Genomic DNA, 17125 nt, shown 5'->3' with positions numbered 1-17125 from the left:
AGGTGCGGGACGGCACGACGTCCCCCTCCGGTCGGATGTGCGACGGATCGCGACATGCCACCCGGGGGCGATCTCACCGTCGTGTCCGACGTGCCGTGCGCAGGGGTATTGCCGCTAGCATGAGGGAATGACCCACGTACTGCTGGCCGAGGACGACCCGGCGATTGCCGAGCCTTTGGCGCGGGCCCTTTCTCGTGAGGGTTACGACGTCGTCGTGCAAGGAACAGGTCAAGGAGCGATCGATCACGCCGGGGACGCGGACATCGTGGTCCTCGACCTCGGCCTGCCGGACGTCGACGGGCTCGACGTCGCCCGGGAGATCCGCGGCCGCGGCCTGTCCACGCCGATCCTGGTGCTGACCGCGCGCGCGGACGAGGTCGACCTCGTGGTCGGGCTCGACGCCGGCGCCGACGACTACGTCACCAAGCCGTTCCGGCTGGCCGAGCTGCTCGCACGGGTGCGGGCGCTGCTGCGGCGCACGCACGGCGAGGCGACCGAGGACGAGGAGATGCGGGCGCAGGACGTGCGCGTCGACGTCTCCGCGCACCGTGCCTTCCAGGGCGACCGCGAGCTGCACCTGACCACCAAGGAGTTCGACCTGCTCAAGGTGCTCGTGGGCAACGCGGGCTCCGTGGTCGTGCGCGACACGCTCATGCGGGACGTGTGGGGCTCGGACCCCGTCGGCTCGACCAAGACGCTGGACATGCACGTGTCCTGGCTGCGGCGCAAGCTCGGCGACGACGCGAACGCGCCGCGCTACATCTCGACCGTGCGAGGTCTCGGCTTCCGCTTCGAGCTCGGTCAGCAGGCCTGAGGCACCGTGCGTCGTCGCGTCCTGCAGGCGACGATCTCGGCGGTCGCGGTCGCGGTGATCCTGCTCGGCGTCCCGCTGGGCATCTTCGGCGCGCGCTACGTCGTCGCCGGTGCCGAGCAGCGGATCTCCGACCGGCTCGACGCCTTCACCCTGACGGTGTCGCGCGCGGTCGAACGGGGCGAACGGCCCACCGACGACCAGCTGCAACGCGCCGCCGAGGGACGCGAGGGCGACCTGCCGGCCCGCGTGACCGTCAGCCTGCCCAGCGGCGAGCAGCTCACCTACGGCGAGGAGATGGCCGACCCGGTCGTCGTCAAGGCGCGGCAGACCGAGAGCGGGCGCGCCTGGATCTCCTTCGAGGTGTCCGCCCGGGGCGCCTACATCCAGGCCGCCCAGATCGTCGCCCTCGTCGTCGTGGCCGGGGTCGTGGCCATCGGAGCCGGGGTCGCGATGGCCGTGTGGCAGGCCAACCGGCTCTCCGCGCCCCTGGTGTACCTGGCGGCGTCGGCCGAACAGCTCGGCTCGGGCCAGGTCCGCCCCAGCCTGGATCCCTCCGGCGTGGAGGAGATCGACCTCGTCGCCGCCGAGCTGGCCCGGTCCGGGGACCGCCTGGCGGGCCGGCTGGCCGCCGAGCGCCAGTTCACCCAGGACGCGTCCCACCAGCTGCGCACCCCGCTGACGGCGTTGTCGATGCGGCTGGAGGAGATCATGCTGACCTCCACCGACGAGGAGGTCGTCGACGAGGCACGGGTGTCGCTGGAGCAGGTGGAACGGCTCGTCACCGTCGTCGACGACCTGCTGGCCACCTCGCGCCGCTCGCAGGGCGGCACGACCGAGGCCGTGGTCCTGCTCGACGTGGTGCGCCAGCAGCACGAGGAGTGGGCCGACACCTTCGCGGGGGCCGGCCGCGAGCTCGTGCTCGACGTCGCCGAGGACCACCGGGTGCTCGCCACGCCGGGAGCCCTGGCCCAGGTGATCGCCACCCTGCTGGAGAACTCGCTGAAGTACGGCGACGGGACGACCACCATCCGGTCGAAGCCCTCGGGGCCGAAGAACGCCGTCGCCCTCGAGGTCACCGACCAGGGGCCGGGCGTCGACGACGAGATCGCCCCGCGGATCTTCGAGCGGGGAGCCTCCACGGGGGGCAGCACCGGTCTCGGCCTCGCGCTGGCCCGTGACCTCGTGGCGGCCGACGGCGGACGCCTGGAGCTGGCGCAGCGGCGGCCGCCGGTCTTCCGGATCTTCCTCTCCGGCGTGCCGCGCACCCTCGACCCGCGGGTCGTGCTGCCGCCGGGGACCACGATCTCGTCGCGCGGACGGCGCCGCGGCTGGTTGCACCACCACGAGGACTGACGTCAGCCGTCGCCGCGGAACACCACCGTGCGGTACAGGACGTAGCGGAACACCATCCCCAGGACCAGGCCGACCACCTTGGCGGTGTTGTCGGCGAGCACCGAGTCCAGGTCCAGCAGGTAGCGGGAGACGGCCAGGCAGAGCGAGGAGATCGCCATGCCGCCCACGTTCACGGCCCCGTACTCCAGGAGCTCCCGCACCCGGTGCCGGGTGCGGCGCGTGGCGAACGTCCAGTACCGGTTGCCCACCCAGGAGACCAGGGTGGCGACTCCGGTGGCGATGATGTTGACCGTCACCGGCTTGTGGGCGAGGACGTCCACCGGCCCGTGCGTCATGAGGTTGAACAGCGTGAAGTCGACGACGAACGCCACGCCCCCGACGGTGCCGAAGCGCAGCAGCTCGAGCCGGCGCCGCCACAGCGCGGCCACGAGCCGGACCGGCCACACGGGTCGCCCGACGGAGGCGGGGGCGGGGGCCGACGGGGACATGGCCGTCAGCCTATCGCCCGGCGCGGGACGGTATCCTCGTCGTCCGTGACTCCCGCCGCCCCGCACCCCGCACCCCCCGTCGTCGCCGTCGTCGGTGGCGGCCAGCTGGCGCGCATGATGGCGCCCCCGGCCGCCGAGCTCGGCGTGCACCTGCGCGTCCTGGTCGAGGACCCCACGACCTCGGCCGCGCAGGTCGTCGTCGACACCCCGGTGGGCGCGGCGTCCGACGACGCGGCGATCCGCGACCTCATCGCCCCGGCCGACGGCCGGCCCGGTGCCGACGTGCTCACCTTCGAGCACGAGCACGTCCCGAACGCGCTGCTCGCCGACCTCATCGACCACGGCACCCCGGTCCGCCCGGGCCCCGAGGCCCTCGTGCACGCGCAGGACAAGATCATCATGCGGCGTCGGCTCACCGACCTCGGCGTGCCCTGCCCGCGCTGGGCCGCCCTGCCGAGCGAGCCCGCGGAGGCGCGCACCGCGCTGGCGGCCTTCCTCGCCGACACGGCGGACGGCGAGGCGGTCGTCAAGACCGCCCGCGGCGGGTACGACGGCAAGGGCGTCCGGGTCGTCGGCGCGGCCGACGCGGCGGACGACTGGATCGCCGCGCACCGCGACGGCGGCCCCGAGCTCCTCGTCGAGGACAAGGTGCCGTTCACCCGCGAGCTCGCCGTGCTCGTCGCGCGCCGGCCCTCGGGCGAGGTGCGCACGTGGCCCGTGGTCGAGTCGATCCAGCGCGACGGCGTCTGCGCCGAGGTCGTCGCCCCGGCCCCGGACCTGTCGGCCGACCTCGCCCGCGAGGCACGCGACGTCGCCGTGCGGATCGCCGAGGGTCTGGACGTCACCGGGGTCTTCGCCGTCGAGATGTTCCAGGCGGCCGGGCCCGACGGCGCCCCGCACGTCCTGGTCAACGAGCTGGCGATGCGTCCGCACAACTCGGGGCACTGGACGATCGACGGTGCCGTCACCAGCCAGTTCGAGCAGCACCTGCGGGCCGTCCTGGATCTCCCGCTCGGCTCCACCGAGCCGGTGGCCGGCTGGACGGTCATGGCCAACGTGCTCGGCTCGTCCCTCGAGCGGCTCACCGACGCGCTGCCGGCCGTCGGCGAGCGGTTCCCGGACGCGCACGTCAACCTGTACGGCAAGGGCATCCGCCCGGGACGCAAGCTCGGTCACGTGAACGTCTGCGGCGACGACCTGGACGAGGTGCGCCGCCGTGCCCGCGCCGCCGCGGCGCTGCTGCGCGGCGAGACCTCCGAGGAGCAGGAGAACTGATGAGCGACACCGCACCCGCCGTCGGCATCGTCATGGGGTCGGACTCCGACTGGCCCGTCATGGAGGCCGCCGCCGACGCGCTGGCCGAGCTCGGCGTGGACTGCGAGGTCGACGTCGTGTCCGCCCACCGCATGCCGACCGAGATGATCGACTACGGCCGGCGGGCCGCCGACCGGGGCGTGCGGGTGATCATCGCCGGCGCCGGCGGCGCCGCGCACCTGCCCGGCATGCTCGCCGCCGTCACGCCGCTGCCCGTCATCGGGGTCCCGGTGCCGCTCAAGCACCTGGACGGCATGGACTCGCTGCTGTCGATCGTGCAGATGCCCGCCGGGGTGCCGGTCGCGACCGTCTCCATCGGCGGAGCCCGCAACGCAGGGCTGCTGGCCGCCCAGATCCTCGGTGCCGGCACCGACGCCGCGTCCCTCGCGCTGCGCGAGCGGATGGTGGAGTTCCAGGAGGGGCTGCGCGAGGTGGCTCAGGAGAAGGGCGCGCGGCTGCGCGCTTCGCGTTCCGGTCGCTGAGCGGTCGGGTGGCGGGCCCCCGGGGCGCGGTCGCGCTCACGGGCGCTGCGCGCCCTGCGGGTCAGAGGCCGCCGACCGTGCTGCCGGGCTCGAGGTCGCCGGAGAGGACGTCGGACCAGAACTGGTCGGCGTCGTCCGAGAGCAGCACCGTGGAACCGACACCGTTGCCGGGGTTGTAGCCGGGGTCGGCGATCGGCGGGGTGCCGGTCACGCCCTCGGGCCCCGTCGCGTCGCGGAACGCCAGCGCCAGCCGGCCCAGGTCGATCATGCCGGTGTCCTCGTCGACGAGCAGGGCGTCGGTGCCGGCCTCCACGAGCTGGACCTGGTCGATCGGGTTGAGCAGCACGCTGGGCTGGACCACCTTCCCGGCGACGGCGGCGATCACCTGGCGCTGCCGCTCGGCACGTCCGATGTCCCCCTGCGGGTCCGAGTACCGCATGCGGGAGAACGCGAGGGCCGTCTGGCCGTCGGACACGTGGCAGCCCGCCTCCCAGTCGAGCTCGCTCTTCTCGTCCTGGACCGTCCGGTCGTAGCAGAGCTCGACGCCGCCGACCGCGTCGACGATCTCCTCGAGGCTGCCGAACCCGACCTCCGCGTAGTGGTCGACGGTCATCCCGGTCAGGCCCTCGACCGTCTCCACCAGCAGCGGCGGCCCGCCCCAGGCGTAGGCCGCGTTGATCTTGCTGGCGCCCTCCCCGGGGATCTCCGCGTAGGTGTCGCGCGGGATCGAGATCAGGGCGGTCGGCCCGCTGCGCGGTGCGTGCAGCACCATGATCGTGTCCGTCCGGGCGCCCGAGGTGCTGTCGTCGACACCGCCGGACCCTCGCGCGTCGGACCCGGCGAGCAGGTAGGTCGTGCCCGGCGTCCCGGAGGCGTCGGACAGGGCCTCGGTGTGCTGGATCTTGCCGTTGGCCCAGACCACCAGCCCGATCGGCCAGGCGAGCAGCAGCACGAGCACCATGGCGAGCACCAGCACCGCGACGCGGCCCTTGCGCACGCGGAAGCCGTCGTCGCCCCCGGCGGTCCGGGAGCCGGCGGGCGGACCCGAGGGCGGGGGAGTGCGGCGCGGGGGCGGTGCCGCCGCACGGGCGGCACCCTGCTGACGCGCGGCCGCCTGCTGACGCCCGGCCGGGGGGTGCGACGCGGGCCGGGCGGACCGCTCGGTACCGCCGGGCGGATAGGCGCGCGGCTGGCGCTGAGGCGCGGCGGAGCGACGCGGGGGCGTCACGGGGATCTCCCGGGAGGACTGCCGGCGGACACGGGGCTCGCGGCTCTCCATCGGCACCGCGTCGTCCCGTCGGCCGACCCGGCCCGTGGGGCGAGGGGTGCGGTCGGAGCCGCCGACCGAGATGGCGTCGTTCGTCGCGGCCGGGCGGGCGCTGCGGCCTCCGGCCGGGGTAAAGCTCGGGGGGATGCGTCGTTCGTCCGTCATGCGATCACCCGCACACCGCGGTCACGTCGGCCCCGGTGAAGGCTTCCTCGCGCGGGTCGCGCGTCTGTCCGGGGGAGGGCTCCTCGGTCGGCGTCGCCGTCGGCCCGTCGGTCTCCGCGTCCGTCACGACGGTCTGCGCGACCGTGGTCGCCGCGGCGTCGGACTCCGCCCCGTCGGCCGCAGCGCCCTCCGAGGACGACCCGTCCTCCTCGGTCCCGCCGTCGGAGGTCTCGCCGTCGCCGGTCCCCGGGGACGGCTCGGTCTCCTCCGAGCCCGCGACGACGTCGCTGAGAGGACGGTCGTGCCGCAGGTCGTCCCACGTGGTGGCCGCTTCCTCGGTGAGCACGACGTTCGCGGGGTTGTCCGGGTCGTAGCGCCACGGGACGGTCATGAAGGCGATGCTCTCAGGCCGCACCCCGCGGGCGCTGTACGCGAGCCCGGCGAGTCCTTGGACCGAGGCGAAGTTGCTGCTCATCGTCAACGACCCGGTCGTCGCCCCGAGGAACTGCAGCAACCGGGCGGAGTCGGTCAGCATGTTCTGGTCCAGGACGGTGCGGGCCAGGGCCGCCATGAGCTCCTGCTGGCGGGCGATGCGCCCGATGTCGGAGCCGTCGCCCAGCCCTTGGCCGGTGCGGGCGCGGGCGTACTGCAGCGCGGTCTTGCCGTCCAGCTCCTGCACGCCCGCCGACAGCACGAGGTCGTCCGCCTTGGGCGCCGAGATGTCGTTCGGGATGCACATCTCGACGCCGCCGAGAGCGTCGATCATGCCCCGGAAACCGGAGAAGTCGACCACGACGAACCCGTCCATCCGGACGTCGGACAGCGTCTCGACGGTCTTCATGGTGCACAGTGCACCGGACTCCACGTCGCCGCCGTACGTCACTCCCTGGGAGAACGCGGCGTTGAACTTCACGCCGTACAGCGGCGGGGTCTCGCCGCCGGAGGTGGTCGGGCAGGCCGGGATGTCCGTCGTGGTGTCCCGCGGGATCGACATCAGCTCGACCCGGGATCGGTCCGCGGACAGGTGCAGGACCATCGTGGTGTCCGAGCGTGCCCCCTCGGTGCCGTCGGCGTCGTTGCCGTTGTCGCCTTCGCGCGAGTCGGACCCGAGCAGGAGGATGTTCAGCGGCGCGCCGGCGTTCGGGTCGTCCGGGACGACCTTCTCGGGGCGGTCCTCGCCGAGCGCGGCCTCGGCGTCGACGGCGTCGATGTTGCCGGTGAGCTGGACGGCCGCGGTCGCGGCTCCGACACCGACGAAGGCGAGCACGGCCGTCATGAGCAGCGCGCCGACACGCAGGAGCGAGGCTCCCGGCTGCGTCCGGGCGTGCGCCGGCCCGGTCGCGGTGCCGTGTCGCGGCGCGACGTGGCGGGCGGTCGGGGGAGTCACGGTAGGCGAGCATAGATGCCGTGGGCGTCGCCCCTGCGGCTGCGGGCCGCCGTTCCCGTAGAGGTCCTGTGAGAATCAGAGCGGTGAGCCGACCGGAAGTTGCCGCTTCGTGACCTTGAGGATGACGTGCACCGGCGGCTTCGTCCCCCCGTTGAGCTGTCGGGCCCGCGCTCGGGACACCGGCCGCAGCTCGCCGTCGCGCACCACGTAGAGCTGGCTCTGCTTGCGGACCCGCACCACGACGACGTCGGGCCGGCCTCGGAAGCGGGGGACCTCGGCCATCAGGGCCTTGCCCCAGTGCTGCGTGCCGGCGGAGGGGAGGACCTGACCCGTGCCGTCGGTGCGGACCAGACCCTGGCGGGTCATGAGGAACTCGCGACCGTTGTTGCGCGCGACGACGCCGGTCGTGCGGGACACCCGGGGCAGCAGCGAGACGCTGCGGCCGTCGAGACGCTCGGTGTCCAGCTCGCCGAGCGGAGTGCGCCGGTAGAGAGCGTTGTTCAGGTACCCGTGCTTGCGCCCTTGCACGACGAGCCGCCGGTTGCCGTTGTCGCGGTTGACGACGACCACCGCCGGACGGACGACCGGCGTGCCGTACGGGAGCCCGTCGACGGCGCTGAACGACATGGTCACCACCGGGGTGTCCTTGTCCACGCGCTGCAGCGACTCCATGTCGAACGCCTCGCGCTTCGTCCCGTCGACGATGCGGTACAGGCGACCGTCGGTGGTGCGGACCGTGCGGTGGAGGCGGCCACCGGGCTCGAGCGCGCGCCACTGCGCGCGGGTGACGGGAACGGCTCCGTCGCAGTCGGCCCCGTAGTGCTGGGCGACGTCGCACCGGGACTTGTGCTTGCGGCCCTGCTCGACGAGGGCGAGCGTGCCGCGGGGGTGCTCGACGAAGCTGCCGTCGGGCACGTCGAGCTCCGCAGCGGCCTCCTGTGCCGCCGCGGCCCGTCGCCGGATCTCGCCCAACCGGTCGTACAGGGTCCGGCCGGGGCACGCCGTCGAGCCGACGTCACGGTGGCCGAACACGGCGGCGAGAGGCGTGCCGGCGATGGAGATCGAGTCGTCCGCGGCCACGCCGTGCAGAGCGAGCTTCCAGGCGACGAGGCGGACGACGGCGCTGACGGCCGCGTTCGACACGGTGGTGGTCTCGTAGTTGCCCAGCACGCTGACGCCGGTGGAGCCGCTGTTGTAGCCACGGGCGTGGGCGCCGACGGTCTGCCGGTCGACGCCGCCGGCGCGGCCCTCCCAGATACGGCCGAACTTGTCGACGAGGAAGTTGTAGCCGATGTCCCCCCACCCGCGGGTCTGGGCGTGGTAGGAGTAGATGCCGCGCAGGATCCCGGGGACCTGGCTCTCGCTGTAGGAGTTCGTGCCGGCCGTGTGGTGGATCGCGGCGCCGCGGACGTCGCCCTGGCGCGGCGTCCAGGTCATGATCGACTCGTCCGCACCCCAGGCGGCGCGCGAGGCGATCGTGGGACGGTCCGGGACGGGAGCCGCGGCCACGGCCCGTCCCGAGGGCGAGGTCTCCTCGGAGGGCACGGGGACGTCGTCGTCGGCCGGGGACGTGCCGGGGTCGATGACGGTGAGCCCCAGGTCGCGGACCGCGCCGGCGGACGGGCCCGAGACGCGGGCCTGTACCCGGGCGACCTCCCCGACGACCACGGGTTCGGTCCCGTCCAGGTCCCCGCGCGGCGACGGTTCGACGTCGACCCGCTCCCAGGCGCTCCACGCGCCGTCGTCGTCCGGCGCGGCACTGGTGTCGTCGGAGGTACGTACCTCGACCACGAGGGCGTCGTGCGCGACCGGGCTCGACCAGGTGACGCCCACGACGCCGAACCCCGTGACGTCGGAGGTCGCCTCGAGCGGGACGCCGGCGTGCTCCGGCCGGTCCGGCGGCCCGGCGGAGTCCCGCGGGGCGTCCTGCGCTCGTGGCGAGGCCGGCGAACCGGCGGCAGCCGGCGCTGCCGGGGAGAACCCGGTCGTCTCGGTCGTGGCCTCGATCGGTTCCGCCGACCTGCCGTGCGCTGCGCCGGGTGCTCCGGCGTCGTCGGAGGAGTCGGCGGCGACCGCGCCCGGGGACGCGGGGACGGCCTGTGCCCCGGGGACGGCGACCAGCGAGAACGACAGCAGGCCGACCAGGACGGTCACGGCGGTCCGCCGGCCTGCACGTGTGGCGGGTGTCACGAGAGAGACGGTATGTGTCGCCCGGAGCACGCGCATCGGCGACCCGGTCATGGGCCCCACGCCGGGAATGTCGGACCTGCGGGGATGACCGACGAGTGTTCACCGGGTGGCCATCGGGACGCCCGCTCCGCGGGCGGACCGCGACCTAGACTCGCGATCATGTGGATCTCCGTGGTGGGGCTGGGGTATCTGGGCGCGGTGCATGCGGCGTCGATGGCCGCGCTGGGGCACCGGGTCGTGGGTGTCGACGTGGACGAGGCGCGGGTGGAGTCGTTGGCGTCGGGGCGGGCGCCGTTCTTCGAGCCGGGGTTCGACGAGCTGTTGTCGCAGGTGGGGGGCACGGGTCGGTTGTCGGTGACGACGGAGACGGCGGCGGTCGAGGGTGCCGGGGTGCACTTCGTGTGTGTGGGCACCCCGCAGCGTGCGGACGGCTATGCCGCGGACCTGACGTACGTGGAGCTGGCGGTGTCGGGTCTGGTGCCCCACCTGGCCCCGGGTGATGTGGTGGTGGGCAAGTCCACCGTGCCGGTGGGGACCGCGGCGCGGCTGGCCGCCCAGGTCGAGGCGGCGGGCGCGACGCTGGTGTGGAACCCGGAGTTCTTGCGCGAGGGCTTCGCGGTGAAGGACACCCTGCATCCGGACCGGATCGTGTACGGCGTGCCGGACGGCGAGGCCGGGGTGCGCGCGGCGGGGGTGCTGGACGAGGTGTACGCGACCCCGCTGTCCGAGGGGATCGCGCAGGTGGTCACGGACTACGCGACCGCGGAGCTGGTCAAGGTGGCGGCGAACTCGTTCCTGGCCACGAAGATCTCGTTCATCAACGCGATGGCCGAGCTGTGCGAGGTCGCCGGGGGTGACGTGACCCGGCTGGCCGACGCGATCGGGTTCGACGAGCGCATCGGGCGCAAGTTCCTCAACGCCGGTCTCGGGTTCGGCGGTGGCTGTCTGCCGAAGGACATCCGGGCGTTCATGGCCCGCGCGGACGAGCTCGGTGCCGGGGAGGCGGTGGCGTTCCTGGGGGAGGTCGACGAGATCAACACCCGGCGCCGGCACCGCATGGTCGAGCTGACCGGTCAGGTCCTGGACGGGGAGGTCACGGGCAAGCGGGTGACGGTGCTGGGGGCGGCGTTCAAGCCGAACAGCGACGACGTGCGTGACTCCCCGGCCCTGGACGTGGCCGCCCGCCTCGGCGAGGCCGGCGCGGACGTGGTGGTGCACGACCCCCAAGCCATCGACAACGCCCGCCGCAAGGCCCCCGCGCTGCGCTACGAGCCCGACCTGGAGACCGCGCTGACCGGAGCCGACGCCGTCCTGGTCCTGACCGAGTGGCAGCACTACAAGGACCTCGACCCGCACTGGGCCGGTGACCTCGTCGCGCAGGCGCACGTCCTCGACGGGCGCAACGCCCTGGACCGCGACACGTGGCTCACCGCCGGCTGGACCTACCGCGCCCTCGGCCGGAGGTGAGCGCTGCCCGGTGTCGACCGGGTCAGGGCCGCGTGATCTGCTCCGTGGCGACGAGCCGCTCCTGGCGCGCCGGCTCGGCGTCCAGGACGGCCGCCGTCGCGGCGGAGGTGAGCACGACCGACCCGCCGGCGGACCACACGGCGACGCACGCGGACAGGACCTGCGCCACCGTGCCCGTGCCCCGGACCAGGACACGACCCGCCGCGTCCGCGTCCGTCGACGCCGACGGACCGCCGTCCCCCGTCAGCAGGGTCAGGGGTGTCGCGGCACCGGGGGCCGGGTCGAGGCCGATGGCGTCGCCGTAGGTCATCACCGCCGCCGCCGCGTCGATCGCGCCGTCGGGCAGCTCGCCGTCGAACCGGCGGGCCAGCGCGGGCAGCGCGACGGCGACGATCTCGTCGACGTCCGGCCACCGGAGCGGGCGGGAGGTCACCACGACGTCCGCCGCCGCGTGCCCGGGCGGGTCCGTCGTCGGGTCCAGCAGGACGACCCCGGCCCCGCACCGCGCGGCGGCCAGCGCCCAGACGAGCTGGCGCCACCCGACGGGCAGGTCGACGACGACGGTGCTGCCGGGCTCGGTGTCGAACTCCTCGGCGAGGAGGTTGACGGTCTTGGCGACCCAGTTGTCGAGGACGGCGCCGGACAGCTCGATCCGTTCGCCGTCGTCGCCGTACCACGTCAGGGCGGGGCGTCCGCCGAGCGCGGCGAGTCGGGCGAGGAGGCCGGTCACGGTGGTGGGTGGGGTGCTCACCCCGTCACCCTACGAGGCACCCAGCAACCTCAGAGGTACCTCAACGTTGCCTCAGACACGGGTGAACAGGTCGTGGAATTGTGCTGCCTAGCACATTTCGGCTTGACGCCCCGTCATGACACGCGTGTAATTCCAGGTATGCAGTTTCCTCGAGAACGGCATGGAGGGGCACGCCATGTGGAATTTGCTCGACGGGGACCAGGGGGCCTTCCCGTCTGACGTCCGTCAGGAACCGGACCGGGTCGCTCCGGTCCTTCCGCTCTTCGGCCAGGAGATCGTCGCCGAGGACGAGACCCTGTTGGGGTGGCAGGAGCGAGCCCTGTGCGCCCAGACCGACCCGGAGGCCTTCTTCCCGGAGAAGGGCGGGTCCACGCGCGAGGCCAAGAAGGTCTGCGCCTCCTGCGAGGTCCGGTCGGAATGCCTCGACTACGCGCTGGAGAACGACGAGCGTTTCGGGATCTGGGGCGGGTTGTCCGAGCGGGAACGGCGAAAGCTCAAGCGGCGCGCCGTCTGAGCCAAATCCCCGCCGAGGACGTCCGGGCGCCGCATCATGGCGCTCAGGATGACTGCACCGCACCTGACCCGGACGCCGGACGGGGCTGACGTCCACGACGTGGCCCCGGACCCGGTCACGGGCGTGCCCGCACGGCAGTCCGTGACGGTGGCGGCCGTGGTCGTCACCCGCGGACGGACACCGTTCCTGCCGGACACCCTCGACGCCGTCGCCGCCCAGGTCCGCGCGCCGCAGGACGTGGTCGTCGTCGACGTCGACGCCGCCTCCTCCACCGGCCAGCACCCCGACCTGCGGCTCGGGGACCGGCACTTCGTCGGCGCCGCCGGGTCCCGCACCCTCGGCGAGGCCGTCGACCACGCGCTGACCACGCTGGGGCTCGAGGACACGACCTGGCTGTGGATCCTGCACGACGACTCCGCACCGGCGCCGGACGCGCTCGCCGCGCTGCTGCGGGCCGTGGAGCACTCCGCGGCGGTGGCGGTCGCGGGCTGCAAGCAGCGCCGCTGGCCCCTCGACGAGGACGGGAACCCCCTCACCCCCGACCCCGACCGTCCCGGGCTGCTCGTCGAGGTCGGGTACACCGTCTCGCCGCTCGGGCGGCGGATGACGGGCATCGACGACTCGGAGATCGACCAGGGCCAGCACGACGCCCGCGAGGACGTGCTGGCCGTCGGGCTGGCCGGCGCGCTGGTGCGGCGGTCCGCGTGGAGCGAGCTCGACGGCACCGACCCCGAGCTGGGCCGGTTCGGCGACAGCCTCGACCTGTGCCGGCGCGCCCGGCTGGCCGGACATCGCGTCGTCGTCGTGCCCGACGCCGTCGTCCACCACGCGCAGGCCTCCCTGCGCGGACTGCGCGGGCCCCGGAGCCACCGCACCCGCGGCAGCCGGGACGCCTCCGCCTACGCCCGCCGGCGCAGCCAGCTCTACGCCCGGCTCGTCACCGTCCCGCTGCCCCTGCTGCCGCTGGCGCTGGTCGCCCTGATCGTGTGGGCGCCCGTCGCCGCGGCCTACCGGTTGGCGCTGACGCGTCCGGCCGAGGCGCGCGACGAGCTCGTCGCCCCCGTGGTCACGGTGCTGCGGGTGGTGCCGCTCGTCCGCGGCCGACGGCGGGCCGCGCGCACCCGCGCGATGCCGCGGCGCGTCCTGCGCCCCCTGCAGGCAGGCTGGCGCGACGTCGCCGCCCGACGTCGCGACGCCCGCCTCACGCGGGCCGAGACCCACCGCTCACGCCGGTCCCTGACCGATCTCGAGCGCGCCGAGCTGCACGCTCTGGCCCGCCGGCGCCGCGCCGGCCTCGCCGTCGTGCTGACGGCCACCGTCCTGCTCGCCCTGGTGACCTTCGGCCCCTGGCAGGGAGTTCTCGCCGACGGCGGGCGGGTGGTCGGGGGCGCGCTCCTGCCCGCCCCCGCCTCGTTCGCCGAGGTGGCCGACGCCGCCACCTCCGGATGGGTCCACGACGGGCTCGGCACCGGCGCGCCCGCGGACCCGTGGCTCGGCGTGCTGACGGTCCTGACCGCGCTGGCCGGGGGCGCGGCGCAGACGGCGGTGAACGCGCTCGTCCTGGCCGCCCTGCCGCTGGCCGCGGTCGGTGCCTGGTTCGGTGCCGGCGCCGTGTCCCGGTCGGTCTGGGCCCGCCTGGCCGCGGCCCTGGTGTGGACGGCCTGGCCCGGGTTCCTGGAGTCCCTGACCACGGGCCGGTTGGGTGCCGTCGTGGCCCATCTCGCCCTGCCCTGGCTGCTGCTCGCCGCGCTGCGGGCCGTCGGCCACCAGGCGCGCGACGACGTCGGGCCCACGGTCGGTCCCCGCGGCTCCCGCGGCTCCCTGGGCGCGGCCGCGGCCGCCGGCCTGCTGCTGGCCGTCGTGGTCGCCGCCGCCCCCGCGCTCGCGTCCGTCGCCCTCCTGGCCGGGGCGGTCGGGCTCGCCGTCGTCCCCCGGCACTGGCGTCGGGTGCTGGTCGTGCTCGGCCCCGCCGTCGTCGTCGCGCTGCCGTACTGGTGGCACGCCGCCGCGACCTGGACCGCGGGAGGGTGGCGACCTCTGCTGGCCACCCCCGGGGCTCCCGTCGGGGGAGCGGACGTCGACGGCATCACCCTGCTGCTCGGCCACGCGACCACGCCGCAGCCGTGGCTGGCCGGCCTGGACCTGCCGACGGGCCCCGTGCTCGACGCCGGTCCGTGGATCCTCGGGGCCGCGCTGACGGTCCTCGCGGTCGCCGGTCTCGTCCTGGGCCGCCGCCCCCTCGCGGCGCGGCTCGGCGTCGGCCTGGCCGCCCTCGGTCTGGTCCTGGCGCTCGTGGCCGAGGGCACCGTGGTGGCGGCCGACAGCGCCGGCGGACCCGTCCACGGCTGGCCCGCGCCGGGACTGTCGGTGCTGCTCCTCGGGCTCGGGGTCGCGGCCCTGGCCGCGGTCCCGGCGCCCGGCACCCGACGCGCGCTGCGCGTGGCGGCCGGGGCGCTGGCCGCCGTCGCCCTGCTCGTACCGGTGCTCGGGCTCGGTGCCTGGTGGTACGCCGACGGGCGCGGCCACGCCGTCGGCGACCTCCGGGTCGACGACACCGCGGTGGTGCCCGCCGTCGGCCGTCAGCTCCAGTCCGCACCCCAGGCCGCCCGCGTGCTCCAGCTCGACCGGGTCGACGGCGTGGTCGAGTACACGCTGCTGCGCCGCGACGGGTCGAGCGTGCTCGACTCCTCCACGGTGGTCCGCGCACGCGAGGCGGGCCTCGCGCCCGGCGGCGCGCGGGCCGACGTCGCCGCCCTCGACGAGCTGACCGCCCAGGTGGCGGCCGGGCGCAGCCCCGACCTGACCACCCGGCTCACCGCTCTCGGGGTCGGTGCCGTCCAGATGCCGGCCGACGGTGACACCGAGCTCGTCACCACCCTCGACCTGGTCCCCGGCCTGACCCGGGTCACCGAGAGCTCCGTGCTGCTGTGGCGGGTCGACCCCGACGGGCCGGCGCCCGCCTGGGCGACGGTCCTGCGCCGGGCACCCGACGACGGGCAGGCGGGCGCGGCGGTGCGCACCCTCTCCGGCGACGGCCGCACCGTGGACGACACCGTCGGCACCGGCGAGCAGGACCGGATGCTGGTGCTGGCCGAGAGCGAGGGGGCGGGCTGGCGCGCCACGCTCGACGGCCGTCGGCTCCCCGCCACCGCCCTGGACGGGCGCCAGGCGTTCCGGCTCGGGGCCCAGGCCGGCGACGTGCACGTCGAGTACGCCGCGCCGTCGCGCCCGCCGTGGTTCGCGCTGACGGGGCTCGTGCTCGTCGTCTACGTGCTGCTGGCGCTGCCGCTGTCGCGACGGAGGCACCGATGAGGGGCCGCCGGACCGTGCGCCGGATCGCCCTCGTGACGTCCGGCACCGCCGTCGCCGCGGCGCTCGTCGCCACGGCGGCCGTCGGGGAGCAGTGGGCGCAACGATTCACCGCCCCCGAGTCGACGGCGGTCGCCGCGACCACGCGCCAGGTCGAGGTCGACCCGCCGACCTCGACGTACGTCTGCCCGCGACCGGCCCGCCTGCCCGAGGGCTCGGACGTGGGGGACGACCAGTTCGGTGCGGCACCCGTCGAGACGCGCACCGCCGCGGCCGCGGTCGTGGGCGGAGCGGCCGGCGACCCCGTGCTCGCGCGGCTGGACGGCAGCCGGGGCACCGGCCTGACGGCGGGGCCGGACCTCGACGTGCTGACCCGGGAGGTCTCCGGGACCCGGGTCCTGCTCGCCGACCCCCGCGCCGGGTCGGCGCTGCGTCTCGCGGGAGCCCTCGCGTCCAGCACGGCCGCCGGCGACCTGCGCGGGCTGGCGGCCGCCTCGTGCCGCGCCCCCGCCACCGAGCACTGGCTGGTCGGCGGCGGCAGCCAGGTCGGGCGTACCGCCGTGCTGACGGTCCAGAACCCCAGCGAGTCCCCGGCGACGGTCGGCCTCGCGGTGCACGGGCCGAACGGCCCGGTGTCCATCGGCGGACGGGGCGCGTTCACCGTGGCGCCCGGTGAGCAGGAGGTGCTGCGTCTCGACTCCCTGGCGCCGGAGCAGCGTCGTCTCGCGGTGCGCGTCAGCGCCGCCGGCGCCCGCGTCACCGCCTCCTGGCAGACCCAGGGGATCGACGGGCTCGTCCCGGCGGGCACGGACCTGCTCGAACCGGGGGCTCCGCCGTCACGGACCGTGGCGTTCAGCGGTGTCGTCAGCCGCGGCGAGGCGCCCCTCGAGGACCAGGCCGCGGAGCTGTGGCTGCTCGCCCCCGACGACCGGTCCGGGACGGCCCGGGTGAGCGTCTACGGTCCGCAGGGCCGGGTGACGCTGCGCGGCGCGGACATCGTCGACCTGGGGGCGGGCGCCGTGACCACCGTGCCCCTGGGCGGGCTCGACCCCGGCACCTACACGGTCGTCGTCGACGCGGACGTACCCGTGGTCGGTGCGGCCCGCTTCGCGCTGCCGGGGGAGCAGCCCGAGGACTCCGTGGTGGACGGCACCCCGTACGACCTCGCCTGGAACGCCGGCCAGGTCCTGGCGGACGAGCCGGCCGGTGCCGGCCAGGTGGCCCTGCCGGCGGTGGCCGAGGAGGCCACGGTCGTGCTCTCCGCCGTGCCGACGGACCGCTCCGAGGACGCGGACCTCGACGGGACCGTGGCGGTGCGGCTGCGGGGCGTCGACACGGACGGCGGCGTCGCGGGGGAGCAGCAGGTCGACGTCCCGGTCGGGGGGACCGTCGAGGTCCCGGCGGCCGACGTCGGCGCCGCGACGGCGGTGTTCGTCGACCCGGCCACGGACGGCGCGGGCGGCGCCGCGGCGCGGGTGCTCTGGTCGGTCCGGCTCACGGCCTCCGACGGGACCGGCACGGACGGGACGCTCGTGGCGACCCTGGACCCCACGTCGGCCGCCGAGACGGACGGCGTCGAGGAGGTCCGCCGCGTCGACGCGCCGTGACGCGCTCCGACGGCGAC

13 protein-coding genes are annotated in these 17125 nt (G+C 75.1%); 8 read left to right on the top strand and 5 right to left on the bottom strand.

Features of this window, described 5'->3' with window-relative positions; translation table 11 throughout:
- Nucleotides 1-127 precede the first annotated feature (127 nt).
- Together PO879_RS12285 and PO879_RS12280 are read left to right on the top strand one after the other, a co-directional pair.
- Nucleotides 128-814 carry a response regulator transcription factor gene (locus PO879_RS12285; protein ID WP_278235173.1) on the top strand — a complete coding sequence of 229 codons (687 nt, stop codon included), beginning with the start codon at nucleotides 128-130 and terminating at the stop codon, nucleotides 812-814.
- A 6-nt stretch (nucleotides 815-820) separates the two neighbouring features.
- Complete coding sequence (locus PO879_RS12280) at nucleotides 821-2167, top strand: ATP-binding protein (protein WP_278235172.1); 1347 nt, start codon at nucleotides 821-823, stop codon at nucleotides 2165-2167.
- Nucleotides 2168-2169: 2 nt separating this feature from the next.
- Here the strand turns inward: PO879_RS12280 and PO879_RS12275 are convergent, their stop codons facing one another.
- Complete coding sequence (locus PO879_RS12275) at nucleotides 2170-2655, bottom strand: GtrA family protein (RefSeq protein WP_278235171.1); 486 nt, start codon at nucleotides 2653-2655, stop codon at nucleotides 2170-2172.
- 45 nt (nucleotides 2656-2700) lie between these two features.
- Here PO879_RS12275 and PO879_RS12270 point away from each other — a divergent pair, with 45 nt between their 5' ends.
- Complete coding sequence (locus PO879_RS12270) at nucleotides 2701-3930, top strand: 5-(carboxyamino)imidazole ribonucleotide synthase (RefSeq protein ID WP_278235170.1); 1230 nt, start codon at nucleotides 2701-2703, stop codon at nucleotides 3928-3930.
- Nucleotides 3930-4451: a 5-(carboxyamino)imidazole ribonucleotide mutase gene (gene purE, locus PO879_RS12265; RefSeq protein WP_278235169.1), complete on the top strand. Its 522-nt coding sequence runs from the start codon at nucleotides 3930-3932 to the stop codon at nucleotides 4449-4451. Before PO879_RS12270 ends, purE begins: the two co-directional genes overlap by 1 nt.
- Nucleotides 4452-4512: 61 nt before the next feature.
- Here purE and PO879_RS12260 read toward each other — a convergent pair whose 3' ends face one another.
- The 3 genes from PO879_RS12260 to PO879_RS12250 form a co-directional block, all read right to left on the bottom strand.
- The gene (locus tag PO879_RS12260) at nucleotides 4513-5679 is read right to left on the bottom strand and encodes an LCP family protein (RefSeq protein ID WP_278235168.1); all 1167 of its coding nucleotides are present in this window, start codon (nucleotides 5677-5679) and stop codon (nucleotides 4513-4515) included.
- A 208-nt stretch (nucleotides 5680-5887) separates the two neighbouring features.
- On the bottom strand, nucleotides 5888-7270 hold the full coding sequence (locus PO879_RS12255) for an LCP family protein (protein WP_278235167.1): 1383 nt from the start codon (nucleotides 7268-7270) through the stop codon (nucleotides 5888-5890).
- Between the two features lie 75 nt (nucleotides 7271-7345).
- The gene (locus tag PO879_RS12250) at nucleotides 7346-9460 is read right to left on the bottom strand and encodes an N-acetylmuramoyl-L-alanine amidase (protein ID WP_278235166.1); all 2115 of its coding nucleotides are present in this window, start codon (nucleotides 9458-9460) and stop codon (nucleotides 7346-7348) included.
- Between the two features lie 159 nt (nucleotides 9461-9619).
- Between PO879_RS12250 and PO879_RS12245 the strand changes: the two genes are divergently transcribed.
- Nucleotides 9620-10927 carry a UDP-glucose/GDP-mannose dehydrogenase family protein gene (locus tag PO879_RS12245; protein ID WP_278235165.1) on the top strand — a complete coding sequence of 436 codons (1308 nt, stop codon included), beginning with the start codon at nucleotides 9620-9622 and terminating at the stop codon, nucleotides 10925-10927.
- Between the two features lie 22 nt (nucleotides 10928-10949).
- On the opposite strand, the gene PO879_RS12240 is transcribed toward PO879_RS12245, so the two are convergent.
- Nucleotides 10950-11678, bottom strand: a complete 729-nt coding sequence (locus PO879_RS12240) for a TIGR03089 family protein (RefSeq protein ID WP_278235164.1) — start codon at nucleotides 11676-11678, stop codon at nucleotides 10950-10952.
- Between the two features lie 175 nt (nucleotides 11679-11853).
- Between PO879_RS12240 and PO879_RS12235 the strand changes: the two genes are divergently transcribed.
- The 3 genes from PO879_RS12235 to PO879_RS12225 are packed head-to-tail and all read left to right on the top strand — an operon-like array spanning nucleotide 11854 to nucleotide 17108.
- Nucleotides 11854-12192, top strand: a complete 339-nt coding sequence (locus PO879_RS12235) for a WhiB family transcriptional regulator (RefSeq protein ID WP_278237528.1) — start codon at nucleotides 11854-11856, stop codon at nucleotides 12190-12192.
- 48 nt (nucleotides 12193-12240) lie between these two features.
- A complete protein-coding gene (locus PO879_RS12230; protein ID WP_278235163.1) occupies nucleotides 12241-15504 on the top strand; it encodes a glycosyltransferase in 3264 nt (1087 codons plus the stop codon).
- Entirely contained in the window at nucleotides 15501-17108 is a 1608-nt protein-coding gene (locus PO879_RS12225) for a DUF5719 family protein (RefSeq protein WP_278235162.1), read from the top strand. Before PO879_RS12230 ends, PO879_RS12225 begins: the two co-directional genes overlap by 4 nt.
- The last annotated feature ends 17 nt before the right edge of the window (nucleotides 17109-17125 follow it).

It is taken from the genome of Isoptericola sp. AK164, assembly GCF_029643425.1.
GTDB lineage: Bacteria > Actinomycetota > Actinomycetes > Actinomycetales > Cellulomonadaceae > Isoptericola > Isoptericola haloaureus.
Note: the sequence above shows the minus strand (reverse complement) of the source record. Positions and strands in the feature narration are given on the sequence as shown.

What these genes read in the sequence shown, in the direction of transcription:
- PO879_RS12285 (WP_278235173.1), top strand. Translation starts at nt 128, where the DNA reads ATGACCCACGTACTGCTGGCCGAGGACGACCCGGCGATTGCCGAGCCT.
- PO879_RS12275 (WP_278235171.1), bottom strand. Translation starts at nt 2,655, where the DNA reads ATGTCCCCGTCGGCCCCCGCCCCCGCCTCCGTCGGGCGACCCGTGTGG.
- purE (WP_278235169.1), top strand. Translation starts at nt 3,930, where the DNA reads ATGAGCGACACCGCACCCGCCGTCGGCATCGTCATGGGGTCGGACTCC.
- PO879_RS12245 (WP_278235165.1), top strand. Translation starts at nt 9,620, where the DNA reads ATGTGGATCTCCGTGGTGGGGCTGGGGTATCTGGGCGCGGTGCATGCG.
- PO879_RS12235 (WP_278237528.1), top strand. Translation starts at nt 11,854, where the DNA reads ATGTGGAATTTGCTCGACGGGGACCAGGGGGCCTTCCCGTCTGACGTC.
- PO879_RS12230 (WP_278235163.1), top strand. Translation starts at nt 12,241, where the DNA reads ATGACTGCACCGCACCTGACCCGGACGCCGGACGGGGCTGACGTCCAC.
- PO879_RS12225 (WP_278235162.1), top strand. Translation starts at nt 15,501, where the DNA reads ATGAGGGGCCGCCGGACCGTGCGCCGGATCGCCCTCGTGACGTCCGGC.